The sequence below is a fragment of the Corallococcus interemptor genome, assembly GCF_003668875.1.
GTDB lineage: Bacteria > Myxococcota > Myxococcia > Myxococcales > Myxococcaceae > Corallococcus > Corallococcus interemptor.
In genome coordinates, this window is the sequence record NZ_RAWM01000197.1 from 1 (window position 1) to 12,329 (window position 12,329).

Here is a 12,329-nt window from a genome sequence, read left to right on the forward strand (position 1 = left end):
GGGTGGCCGCCGTCGCCGGACCGGACTCCTTCTCCTTCGCGGTCAGCGGGCGCAGCGTGAAGATGGAGCCGTCCTGCTCCAGGTGGAGCGAGTAGGCGCGGGCCACGGTGCGCAGGGCCTGCTCGGCGCTGATGCCGCGCAGCCGCACCTCCGCGGGCGTGTCCAGGTCGCCGGTGACGACCAGGTTCAGGCCGCCCTTCTCCGCGATGGTCTTGAGCGCATCGCGCAGCGAGCCTCGGAAGCTCACGTCGATGGTGCGGGCCGGAGCCGCGGCGGCAGCGGCGGGGGCCGGGGTGCCTTCCGCGAGCGCCACGGGGGCGCAGAGGAGGAGGGTCGGAAGCAACAGGCGGGGGAGGATCTTCATGGTCACGCTCAGGCTTCGGAGAGGGACGGAGGAGGGGAACCAACCAGGCGCTTCAGGCCGAACAGCGACGTGAAGACGACGAAGGCGACGATGCAGGCCACCGCCAGCCCCGCGGTGCTCCACAGGGCGTGCGCACCGCTGAACAACCCTTCGACGAACATCCGGCCGTCGCGCACGCTGGCCGCGAACGCGGTGCCCATGCGTCCGAGCGCCCTGTCATTGGTGAACAGGAAGCCCAGCCCCACGCCCAGGGACGTGAGCAGGATGGCCAGGCCCGTCCACACCTCGCGGCGCTGGGGCACGGGGCTCTCCGCGACGCGGGCCATCACGTTGACGACCAGCGACGGAGGCGGCAGCGGATCCGCCAGCCGGTACAGGTCGTTCTCCAGCAGCCGGTGCTCCTCCATCACGGCGGCGCACGCCTCGCACTCCGCGGCGTGATCCAGCGCGGGGCCCTCACCGGCCTCCAGCTCCGCGAAGAGGACTTCCAGGTCGGGGCAGGGGGTGGGGCTCATTTCGTCTCCTCCTCGGCGGGAGTCATCTTCTTGCGAAGCTTTTCACGGGCGCGGAACAGGCGCGCCATGATGGTCCCGGGCGCGCAGCCCATGATCTGCGCGATCTCCTTCGTGGTGCGCTTCTGGACGTAATAGAGCGCCAGCACTTCACGGTCGTCCACGGAGAGCGTCTCCATGGCGGCCTCCAGCGACTGCCGCTCCTCGCGCGCGATGGCCCCGTCCTCCTGGGACGCCTCGTTGCTGGGGAGCACCTCCTTCATGGGCTCCAGCTCCTCCGTGCGCACCTTGGTGCGGCGGCGGAGCAGGTCCAGGCAGAGGTTGCGGGTGATGGCGAGCACCCAGAGGTCGAACGGGCGCGCGTCGTCGTAGCGGTGGAGGTTCTGGTACGCGCGGAGCAGGGCCTCCTGCGCGACCTCGGCGGCCTCCGCCTCGCTCTGCAACAGGCGCAGCGCCAGGCCGTACACCGGGCGCTGCACGCTGCGAACCAGCGCTTCGAAGGCGGACGGGTCCCCCTTGCGGGCGGCCTGCACGTCCGCCTGCCAGGGGAGCGGGGCGGCGTCCTCAGCCATCAGCATTCCGATGGCCATGGGGAGCGAGTCGAGGGCAAGAGCGTTCACACCCTGGACTACGGGCGCGGCGAAACCCCATTGCGCCGCCCCTGAACATCACTTCCGCTTCTGTTTTTTCGCGGACTTGGCGGCGGCCAGGCGCTGCTTTTCGGCCTTTTCCGCCCGCCCTTCGGCCTTCACCTGCTTGCGCTGCTTCTGCTTCGCCCGGAAGCCCAGCGGAATCTCAGCCTCCGGGGCAGGCGGGGGGGCAGCCTTGACCTCATCCAGGTCCGGCAGCGCCTCGCGGGGAGCGCGCGCCGGCCGGCCAATGCGGCTGGGAGGACGGGCGTCCTTGCCTGGCGTGGCAGCCCGGTCGTCGCGACGGGAGGTGGCCGGACGGGCGGGGCGCTCGGACGAGGCCGGGCGCGTGGTGCGGGGCGCGGCGCGGTCCGCCAGGGTGCGGTGGCGCGAAGGGCCTTCGGAGGCACGCGCGGCGCTCCGGGCCTCTTGCACCCGCTCCTCCTCGCGCTCGGTGGTGACCAGGCGAGGACGCTGCGAGGTGCGGATGTCCTCCTTGGAGTCCTCCGTGTACTCGAAGTGGAACAGGCGCTTGATGACCAGCGTGGCGTACGCGCCCGGGGGCAGCGTGAAGGCCACGTTGACCTTGATGTCGCCGCGGTTCACGTCGTCGTGCTGCGTGCGGCCCACGACGAGCTTGTGCGGGAACATCACCAGCGGGCGCTGCTCCTCCTTGAAGTAGAGCATCCGCTCCGCGCCCTTGATGCGCAGGTCGGGGAGCTTGAGCTTCTCCTTGCCCAGCACCCACGTCATGGCCTCGGCCACCTTCGGATCCTCGAAGGTGGAGTCCGGCCCCACGAGCGGGAAGGTCTTCTCGCGCAGGATGTGGAGCACGTCCGGCGTCGCGTCCCGGTAGTGCAGCAGCGTGCCGGCCTGGTAGCGCATGGGGAACATGGCTTCGCGCGGCAGCATCAGCTGGAGGTAGCGCCGGACGCCCTCGTTCCAGAGGAAGCTCTGGTACTCGAAGAGGATCATCGCCCGGTAGTCCGAGTCGATCTGCAGGAACGCCCGGAGCCAGTCGCCCGGGTGCTCACGCAGGCTGCGCAGGATGCGGTGGTACTTCTTCGCGCCCTCGAAGGGCACGCGCGCGTCCCACTTGCCCCAGTTGTCGCGCCAGAAGCCCTTCACCTTGGCGTCCTCGGTGCGGTCCAGGTCCGAGGGGCGGGCGAAGTAGTTGTGCAGCGCGGCCTCGAAGTCGCCCCGGATGAGGTCCTTGGCGATGAAGCCCTGGCCGTGCTTGATGGCGCCGAAGCGCTGGCTGTCGAAGTAGTTCACCACGCCCAGCCGGTTCACCTCCGCGGCGGCCAGGTTCAAGGGCGCCAGCGAGTCGTGCGTGAGGGCGCGCACGGTGACGGAGAAGCGGTTGGAGGTGATGTTCCTCGCGGACAGCGGCTTGTCCGTCCGGCCCAGGAACTTCAGGCGCAGGTCGGGCTCCTGCATGTCCACGTCCGCGCCATCCACGGCGATGATCTGCTCGGTGCGGCCCTGCTTGTCCTTCAGGCCGCAGTAGCTGATGGCGCCGGGCTTCAGCCCGAACGCGTCACGGATACGATTCACCGCGTCGAAGGTGGACAGCTTCTGCTTGTCCATCAGGTAGACGCGATGCTTTCCGCTAGCGACTTCGTCGAAGCGGTAGGACTCCTTCACGGAGAAGTCCTCGGGTTTTTGCTTGATTCGCACGACAGCCCCCTTACCAGCGTGGACGCGCGGATAGAAGCGTTCGCGCCTGAAATGGGCTTAACCTGCAACCCCATGAGAAACCTTCCCGCCCTGTTCCTCCTGGGGCTCGCCGGCCTCGTCGTGGGGTGCGCGACCCCTCTCTCCACCATGCAGACGGCGAAGACGCTGGCGCCGGGCCAGGTCCAGGTGAACGGCAGCATGGGGGTGTTCGTCCCGGTGGGGACGCTGGCGTCGGTGGTGGACGTGGGCATCGACCAGGGGCGCGCGGCGAAGCGGGCCATTGACGAGGACACGCCCTACACCCTCACGGAGGAGGACCAGCAGCGCCTGCTGACGGCGGGCCTGGCCCTGGTGGTGGCGCCGCCGGGGGTGAACCCGGAGCTGATGGTGCGGGTGGGCCTGCTGGACGGGTTCGACGTGGGCGGGCGCTACAACGGCAACTCGCTGCGCTTCGACGGCAAGGTGCGCCTGGCCCACGGCGGGCCGGGGCCTCGCCGCTCCTATGACCTGGCGCTGGGGGTGGGGGTGTCCAAGTACCTGTTCTCCGGGGCGGTGATGGACGTCCTGGAGGTCGTCCAGCTGGGGGACTTCAGCCGGACGGACGTGGAGATTCCGCTGTACCTGAGCGCGGAGTACGGCGACGTGTTCAAGCTCTACGGCGCCCCCAAGTACGTCTTCAGCCACACGAGCCTGGACGCCCAGCTGGTGGACTTCAGCAAGCAGGGCAAGCCCGTCACGGGCTTCGACGCGAGCCTTCCGTCCACGGTGAACAGCCACTTCGTGGGCTCCACGGTGGGGTTCGCGGTGGGCTACAAGTACGTGCACTTCTACGCGGAGCTCACCGGGGGCTACGTCTTCTGCAACCCCCACGTCTTCGGGCAGAAGCGGGACCTGGGCGGGATGACCTTCCTGCCGTCCATTGGCCTGGGATTCAGGGCCCCGGAGCGCCGGCCGGCCGCGTCAGCGGATCCGGCGGCCCCGGGGACGCTGGCACCGCCGTCCACATGAGCCTTTGGCAGGGGGCGGGGACTGACCGGCCGTGCAGGCCACCGGCGTCCTGGAACCCGGGCAGCGTCGCGAGCGTTCCTTTGGGGCGGAAGGCTCTGGTAGTGTCCGGGCCGGTGAGGATTCGCGCGTGAACCAGGCACCCGCCCCATTCCCGCCCAGGTCCGGGTCGCACCCGCGCGGGCCGCACCTGACGGGGCGGTTCGCGGACGGGACGTTGGGGGAGTTTCCCCTGGGCCCCACCACGTCGCTCGGCCGCCACCCGTCCAACACGCTGCGGCTGGTGGACCGGGAGGTCTCCAAGGAGCACGCCACCATCGAAAAGGTGGGGCGTGACTTCGTGCTGCGCGACCTGAACTCGTCCAACGGCACCTTCGTCAACGGGCGCCGGGTGTCGGGGGAGATGCGGCTGAAGGACGGGGATGAGATTGCCCTGGGCTCCTCGCGGCTCGTCTTCCACAGCGGCGAGGCGCAAGCGGGCGGCAACAACCCGCCCACGCTGCCGGGCGTGACGGTGGTGGCCAACGCCGTCTCCATGCCGGCCTTCCTGGCGCAGATGGACCAGGTGCCGCAGAACTTCCGCCCGGCGGACCAGGTGACGGACGTCGCCGCCCTGCGCCGGGACTACGAGAAGCTGCGCATCGTCCACGAGTTCCACCGGCAGGTGAGCCTCAAGGGCACCCAGGACGACCTGTTCGAACAGATTCTCAAGGTGGCCTTCGAGCTGCTCGCGGCCGACCACGGCGTCATCCTGAAGGTGGGCCCGCAGGGGGAGTTCATCCCGGCCGCGGTGCACCACCGGCAGGGCAAGCAGGTGAACGTCATGCTGTCGGACACCGTGCTCAAGCGCGTGGTGGAGACGGGCAAGGCGGTGCTCACGGCGGACGCCATCATCGACGAGCGCTTCTCCGCCGCGGAGAGCATCGTGGCGCAGGGCATCCGCTCGGCCATGGCCGTGCCGCTGCTGGTCAACGGCGACATCATGGCGGTGCTGTTCCTGGACAGCCGCCAGCAGATCAACGCCTTCTCGGAGAAGGACCTGACCATCCTGTCCGGCATCGCCGCGCAGGCGGGCATCGCGCTGGAGAACGCGGCCCTGGCGGAGCAGATCCGGAATGAAGCCGTGACGCGCGCGGAGCTGTCGCGCTTCCTGTCCAAGGCGGTGGCGGACGCGGTGATCAACGGCGGCACGGAGGACCTGCGCCAGAGCCGGCTCGCGGAGGTGAGCTGCCTGTTCGCGGACATCCGTGGCTTCACCACCCTGGCGGAGAGCGACTCGCCGCAGGAGGTGGTGTCCATGCTCAACAGCTTCTTCACCGCCATGGCGGACGTGGTGTTCCGCTACGAGGGCAACCTGGACAAGTTCATCGGGGACTGCGTGATGGCGGTGTGGGGTCCGCCGTCGTCGCACCCGGATGATCCGGCCCGCGCCCTGCGCGCCGCGCTGGAGATGCAGGACGCCGTCACGGAGCTCAACCGGCAGCGCGTGCTGGACGGCAAGAAGCCCATTGAAGTGGGCATTGGCGTCAACACCGGCCAGGCCGTCGTGGGCTACATGGGCAGCGCGGAGCGGCACGAGTTCACCGCCATCGGCGACACCGTGAATACGGCGTCGCGGCTGTGCGGCATCGCCAAGAGCGGCGAGGTGCTGGCGTCGGAGGCCACGGTGCGCAAGTCCGGACCGGGCTTCGACGTGGAGGAGCTGCCGGTGCTGCAGGTGAAGGGCAAGGAGAAGGGCGTGCAGACCTTCCGCGTCCACGGCGCGGAGCTGACCACTTCCACCTCCCGCAAGGTGCGCTGACGGTGCGCCCCCCGGCCATGACGACCACCCAGTCGTGCCCCAACTGCGGCACGGTGCACGACACCCGGGTGTACGTGAGCGGCCAGAAGGCCACGTGCCGCTGCGGCATCCGGTTCGAGGTGCGGCGCGCGGACGTGTCCGGCATCCACCGCCCGTCCGAGCCGTCGGGCGTGCGCCCGGCCAACAGGGCCGAGGACGAAGCAGGCATCGCGGTGACGTTCACGCCGCGCGCGGCGGAAGATCCGCAAGACTTGGCGTCACCTCCGTCTGCTCCGGGTGTTGGAGCGGTCAGGGTGGACGCGGTGGGGCAGGAGATCAGGGCCGGCTCCGTCCCAGGGGGCATCGAGATGAGCATCCCGCGACCGGATGGCGTGGGGAAGGCGAGTGAGAGCGACGCTCCCGCGGGGGGCCTCGACGCGCCTTCAGCCGGAGTGGCAGTGCCCGAGGCGGACCCGGGGGCCGCGGAGCTCGTCGCGGCCACGCTGGTGCGCTCGGGGGCGCCGGGCGTGAAGGCCCCGCGCCCGCCGGTGAACACGGCCATCCGCGAGATCGAGAACGCGGAGACGATGCTCACGGGCGCGAAGCCCGAGCTCCCCGGCCTGGAGTTGCTGGAGATCCTGGGGCGCGGCGGCATGGGCGAGGTGTGGCTTGCCCGCCAGCGCTCCCTGGGCCGCACGGTGGCGGTGAAGGTGCTGCCGCCCCGGCTGGCGAAGGACGAGGAGTTCGTGTCGCGCTTCGACAAGGAGGCGACCGCGCTCGCGTCCTTGAGCCACCCCAACATCGTGCAGATCATCGACCGGGGTGTGGCGGGCGAGCACTACTACTTCGTCATGGAGTACGTGGAGGGCCAGTCGCTGCGCCACGCGCTGAGCGGCCGGGAGCCCATCACACCCGCGCAGGCGCTGAAGGTGCTGCTCCAGGTGGCGCGCGCCGTGGAGTGCGCGCACGCCAAGAACATCATCCACCGCGACCTGAAGCCGGAGAACATCCTGCTGGACGGGCGGCTGCACGCGAAGGTGGCGGACTTTGGCCTGGCGGGCATCCGCGAGCCGGACTCGGAGAAGCAGCTCACCGCGACGGCGGTGGCCATGGGCACGCTCAACTACATGGCCCCGGAGCAGCGCCGGGACGCGAAGAACGTGGACGGCCGGGCGGACCTCTTCTCCCTGGGCGTGATGATGTACGAGTCGCTCACGGGCGAGCTTCCCGTGGGCCGCTTCAAGCTCCCGTCCGAGCGCGTGCGCGGCCTGGACCCGCGCCTGGACCCCGTGGTGGAGAAGCTGCTGGAGACGGACCGCGAGGCCCGCTACGCCACCGCCACGGAGGTGTGCGAGGCGCTGGAGGGGCTGGTGTCCGCCACGTCGTCGCCGCACGTGGCGCCCGCGTCGGCGCTGGCGCGCGCGCAGCCGTCGCACGTGGCCCCCATGAAGGCCATCACGGCCCCGGAGGCCGCCGTGCTGGAGGCGCTGCACGCCGGCTGGGGCCGCGTGCGCACGGGCCTGTCCATCGTGGGCGGCCTGGCCGTGCTGGGCTTCGCGGTGCGCGCCTTCGTGGGCTTCGGAGGGCTGACCGTCGTGTCGCCGCCTCCGCCCGCCCCGGTGCACTTCCCGGCCAACACGGAGGGGGAGGTGTTCGCCGGCCTGAAGCTCACGCCCCCCGCGCCCGGGTCGGAGGACGCCACGCTGGAGCTGGGCTTCGAGCCGGGCGAGGAGGAGATCAACGTCCACAGCGGCACCTGGACCATGGACCAGGGCGAGCTGCGCGCGGTGCAGGCCGGCCGCGAGGCGGACGGCAACAAGCTGGTGCCGCGCGCGTACCTGGCGCACCGCTACTTCACGAGCGACGACTTCACGGCGGAAGTGCTGATGGACGTGAAGCCGCTGGGGAAGGAGTGGTCGGTGGAGGAGGACGGCCAGCACTTTGGCGAGCTGGCGTTCCGCATCCGCGACGTGCAGGTGTCCGTCTTCGCCATCCCCGACGCGGGCATGCGCCTGTCGTGGCGCTACTTCTCCCCGGACGACGGGCACGAGGTGGTGGGCAACAGCGCGGAGGACACCAAGAACCTGGTCCAGGACGAGATGCCGGTGCCCAAGCACGGTCCCTTCCTGGTGCGGCTCCAGTTGCGCAAGCAGAAGAGCGGCGTGCGCGTGGACGCGTTCCTCAACAAGAAGCTCTTCGCCTCCAAGGTCCTGCCGGGCTTCGACGGCCGCGTGGGCAAGCTGGCCCTGGGCTGCCGCAACCTCCAGTGCACCTTCGATGACCTGAAGGTCGTGGGGCCGCTGCAGGAGCGCCCCGCGCGCCGCAGCCCGCCGGAGTAGTCCACCGCTTCTCCGGCCCGGGGGCGGGGCTTGCCGCTCCGTCCGAGCGTTCCCACCTTGCTCCCGCCGGGCTCCGTGCATCGCGGGGCCGTCAAGGCGCGAGGGCGGGGGTGGGGCATGGGCGTGGACCTGGACCTGGGGCGCGTGCTCCTGCTGCCGCTCTGCGGCGTGGGGCTGGCGCTGCTGCTCTGGGCGACGTTCAACCTTGGACGGACGCCCTCGGGCGCGCGGCCCCGCTGGATGCTCGCGGGCTTCGGGGCGCTGGCCCTGGGGCTGGTGCTCTTCGTCCCCTGGATGCGCGGGACGGCGCTGGTGCCCGTGTCGCCGGACGTGCTGGTGAAGGCGCTGGGCGGTGGGCTGCTGGTGCTGGCCGCGGGGGTGTCCGCGCGGGGGGCCCGGGTGCGCCTGCGGGCGGATGCGCTGCGTGGCGCGGCGCCCATGCCCCTGGATGAGGCGGTGGCGGCCTTCCGTGAAGGGCGGCCTCCGGGCTTTGGCGTGTACCGGGGCCGGCTGGAGTGCCTGGAGACGCTGACGTCGCCAGGGGGCGTGCCGTGCGCCTTCTACGACGCGGCGGTGCACGCGGTGGGGGCGCGGGGCCACAAGGGGCCGCTCCTGTCGCGCGAGCGCGCGTATTCGCCGGTGCTGCTCTTGAAGGGCGAGCGCACGAGCGCGGCGGTGGGCTTCGCGCCGTCCGCGCTGCTGGCGCCGGTGGCGGTGCGCCGGTGCGTGGCGCCGCCCGCGCTCACCCAGGCGGAGCTGTTGGGTGAACCCGCGCAGGCGCTGTCCTGGGAGCGCGTGGGCGTCCCGGGAGAGGCGTGCCTGGTGGTGGGAGAGCTTTCGCGCGGTCCCTGCGACGGCACCTACGCACTGCGCGGTCGCGGCGGGCGTCCGGCGCTGGTGGTGCTGGGGGAGGGAGCCACCGGCACCGGCGGGGTGTTGTCCCGCCGGGCCTGGAGGCACTTCGCGGCGGCCGGGGCGCTGTCCCTGGCCGCCGTGTTCATGCTCGCCCGGACCCTGTGAGGTCCGGGCGGGTTTCAGCGGCTACCCCGGATCGATCTGGCAGTTGTTCGGGCAGGCGTCGGTGTTGACGTCGTTGCCGTCGTCGCACGTCTCGCCGAAGTCGTACTGCGGGATGCCGTCACCGCAGCGTGCGTTCCAGATGCAGCTGAGGCTGCACTTGCCGTAGCCCGGGCCGTTGTTGTTGCCGTTGTCGCACTGCTCACCCCGGTCCACCTTGCCGTTGCCGCAGGTGGACTCGCAAACGGTGCGCTGGGTCTCGAAGTTGTTCAGGGTCAGCTTGTACGAGGACTGGGACGTGTGGCGCTCCGCCTGGAACACGACGACCTCGTAGATCTTCCCCTTCACCAGCCCCAGGCCGGAGACGGTGGCCGCGTCCGACAGGGACACCGTGCCGGACGTGGCGCCGTGCACTCCGCCCAGGTCCAGGGCGAGCTTGCGGTTGATGTACACCCACACGTCGTCGTCGCCCAGGAACGTCAGGACTTCGTTGCCCTTGAACTCGAACCAGTAGCGCGTCTCGCTGGTGAAGCTGAAGTTGCGCGGGGTGCCGGTGTTGTCGTTGAGGCGGTTCTCCTTGCCCTGACCCACCCAGCCGCTGTTGTCGAGCGGGAAGAAGGTCTGGTCATCGAACAGGTAGGAGCCGTTGGCCTGCTTGGTGAGCTTCAGCGTGCTGACCTCGGTGACGTTGACGTCGAGCGTGTCGACGTACCACTGGTCGAAGGCCGTCTTGCCGTGGGTGGTGCCGGAGGCCACGCCGCCCTTCGCGTAGACGGGCTTGCCGTTGGCGCCGAGCGCGGCGAACTTCGGCCCGACGATGCCCTGCTCCGCGCCGTTCGCATCGTTGAAGTCCGGGTGCAGGATCGCGGGGGACTTGCAGCCCGAACTCGCTCCGCAGAAGTCGCGGTAGACCACCGGGATCTCCACCTCGTTCGGCAGGGTGCCCTTGACGTTGTAGCAGGCGAAGCCGTCCTCCAGCTTGCACTCGGACGAGCAGCCGTCGTTGTTGCGCTTGTTGCCGTCGTCGCACTCCTCGGTGGTGTCACCGGGGAGGATGACGCCGTCGCCGCAGCGGGCCTCGCAGGTGCCGTTCACGCACTTGGGCTCCAGCACGCACAGCGGCGAGCAGCCGTCGCCCATGTCGTGGTTGCCGTCGTCGCACTGCTCGGTGCCCTCCGGGATGCCGTCGCCGCACTTCGTCGTCGTGCACGGCTGGCCCACTTTCTCGCACTTGTAGCCGGGCTCCAGACGGCAGGTGTCGCTGCAGCCGTCACCCTTCGTGAGGTTGCCGTCCTCGCACTCCTCCTCGCCCGCGAGGATGCCGTCATTGCACTGGGCCGCGCGGCAGCGCTGACCCTGGAAGGGGCAGGACCAGCCGGTCTCCACGACGGAGCAGTCCGCGTTGCAGCCGTCGCCGGATGCTGTATTGCGGTCGTCGCAAACCTCGCCCTCCTCGACGATGCCGTTGCCGCACGCCGTCGCCACGACGCAGGGCCGTCCCGACACGGGACACTCGAAGCCGACCTCCACCTCTGCGCAGTCGTTCTTGCAGCCGTCGCCACTCACGGTGTTGGCGTCGTCACAGGCCTCGCCCTTCTGGACCTTGCCGTCGCCACAGACCTTGGGACCCGGATCATACGAACCGCCGTCGGGCTGCTTGTCGCCCCCGTCGGTGGAGCCACCATCGGTGCCACCGTCCGTGACATTCGTGCCGCCGTCTTCGTCCGGGCCCTCGTTGCCGGGACAGGCTGTCAGCGTCAGGAGGAGTGAAGCGAGCACGACGCTCGCGAGTCGGGGGATGCGGGGAGAATGTTTCAGCATGACGCAGATGCTGAAAGCCCGTACCCCCAGGTGTCAAATGGATCAGGTGATTTCCCACCCAGCCAATGCGTAAAAATGCAGAAAGCCCGTATGGGTGTACGGGCTTCCTGCGTCGCCCCGTCTCCCAGGGCTACATCTGTTCCAGCTCCCGACCCTTCGTCTCGTGGATGTACCTGGCGGCGAAGAAGATGGAGAAGACGGCGGCCGTGGCGTACAGGCCGTACGCCCAGCCCAACCCGGCGGCCTGCAGTGACGGGAACGTGGCGGACACCAGGAAGTTGGCCAGCCACTGCGCCATGGCCGCGATGGACAGCGCGAGCGCGCGGATGCTGTTGGGGAACATCTCTCCCAGGAGCACCCAGACGACGGGCCCCCACGAGAAGCCGAAGAAGACGACGTAGAGGTTCGCGGCGACGAGCGCCGTGGTGCCGGCCGCGCCCTGCAGCACGGGCTTGCCCGCGGCGTCCAGCGGCGCGGTGCCGAAGAGGTACGCCATCAGCCCCAGCGTGAGCGCCATGCCCACGGAGCCGATGAGCAGCAGCGGCTTGCGGCCCACCCTGTCCACGAACCCGATGGCCACGAGCGTGGTGAGGATGTTGGTGACGCTGGTGATGACGGTGATGGCCAGCGAGTTGTGCTCGGTGAAGCCCACCGCCTGCCAGAGCACGCTGGAGTAGTAGAAGATGACGTTGATGCCCACGAGCTGCTGGAGCATCGCGAGCACGATGCCGACCCACACGATGGGCAGGAACCCGAAGCGGCCGCCCTTCAGGTCCACCAGGTGCGGCGTGTAGTTCGCCCGCAGCGAGCGGCGGATCTCCACGACCTTGGACGGCGCGGCGTCCCCCTCGATGTCGCGCAGCACGCCCAATGCCTCCTGCTCACGGCCCTTCGCGACGAGGAAGCGCGGGGACTCCGAGATGAAGATGGCGCCGATGCCGTAGAAGAGCGCGGGGGGCAGACCGCTGAAGAACATCCACCGCCACGCGGTGAGGCCCAGCCAGGTGGGGTTGGACGCGGAGCCCGCGTAGAGCGCGATGGCGAAGTCCCCCAGCAGGGCCACGAAGATGCCGGACACGATGGCCAGCTGTTGCAGGGACGCCAGGCGGCCGCGCAGGTACGCCGGGGCGATCTCCGCGATGTACGTGGGCGCCACGACGCTGGCGAAGCCCACCCCCAGCC

At 70.1% G+C, this 12,329-nt stretch carries 8 protein-coding genes and 2 pseudogenes; 4 read left to right on the forward strand and 6 right to left on the reverse strand.

All coding sequences use genetic code 11. The annotated features are described in order from the left end of the window. From D7X96_RS37175 to truD, 4 genes and pseudogenes are all read right to left on the reverse strand, one after another. Positions 1–364 (reverse strand): annotated as a pseudogene (locus D7X96_RS37175) (hypothetical protein); the annotation flags it as partial. Between the two features lie 8 nt (positions 365–372). Further along, entirely contained in the window at positions 373–879 is a 507-nt protein-coding gene (locus D7X96_RS37180; protein WP_120552657.1) for a hypothetical protein, read from the reverse strand. Beyond that, positions 876–1,448 (reverse strand): RNA polymerase sigma factor, encoded by a 573-nt coding sequence (locus D7X96_RS37185; RefSeq protein ID WP_233610284.1) that lies wholly within the window; start codon positions 1,446–1,448, stop codon positions 876–878. The genes D7X96_RS37180 and D7X96_RS37185 overlap by 4 nt, the downstream gene beginning before the upstream one ends. 645 nt (positions 1,449–2,093) lie before the next feature. Further along, positions 2,094–3,185: pseudogene (gene truD, locus D7X96_RS37190) on the reverse strand (tRNA pseudouridine(13) synthase TruD); the annotation flags it as partial. A gap of 72 nt (positions 3,186–3,257) precedes the next feature. On the opposite strand from truD, the gene D7X96_RS37195 reads away from it, so the two are divergent. From D7X96_RS37195 to D7X96_RS37210, 4 genes are all read left to right on the forward strand, one after another. Beyond that, positions 3,258–4,193: a hypothetical protein gene (locus D7X96_RS37195; protein WP_121771862.1), complete on the forward strand. Its 936-nt coding sequence runs from the start codon at positions 3,258–3,260 to the stop codon at positions 4,191–4,193. A 127-nt stretch (positions 4,194–4,320) separates the two neighbouring features. Next, on the forward strand, positions 4,321–5,991 hold the full coding sequence (locus D7X96_RS37200) for an adenylate/guanylate cyclase domain-containing protein (RefSeq protein WP_120552661.1): 1,671 nt from the start codon (positions 4,321–4,323) through the stop codon (positions 5,989–5,991). A 17-nt stretch (positions 5,992–6,008) separates the two neighbouring features. Continuing rightward, the gene (locus tag D7X96_RS37205) at positions 6,009–8,309 is read left to right on the forward strand and encodes a serine/threonine-protein kinase (RefSeq protein ID WP_121771863.1); all 2,301 of its coding nucleotides are present in this window, start codon (positions 6,009–6,011) and stop codon (positions 8,307–8,309) included. A 117-nt stretch (positions 8,310–8,426) separates the two neighbouring features. Then, positions 8,427–9,329 carry a hypothetical protein gene (locus tag D7X96_RS37210; RefSeq protein ID WP_121771864.1) on the forward strand — a complete coding sequence of 301 codons (903 nt, stop codon included), beginning with the start codon at positions 8,427–8,429 and terminating at the stop codon, positions 9,327–9,329. Positions 9,330–9,350: 21 nt separating this feature from the next. On the opposite strand, the gene D7X96_RS37215 is transcribed toward D7X96_RS37210, so the two are convergent. Further along, on the reverse strand, positions 9,351–11,147 hold the full coding sequence (locus D7X96_RS37215; RefSeq protein WP_120552664.1) for a DUF4215 domain-containing protein: 1,797 nt from the start codon (positions 11,145–11,147) through the stop codon (positions 9,351–9,353). Positions 11,148–11,277: 130 nt separating this feature from the next. Next, on the reverse strand, positions 11,278–12,329 hold a 1,052-nt coding region (locus D7X96_RS37220), incomplete at its 5' end, for a sugar porter family MFS transporter (RefSeq protein ID WP_120552665.1).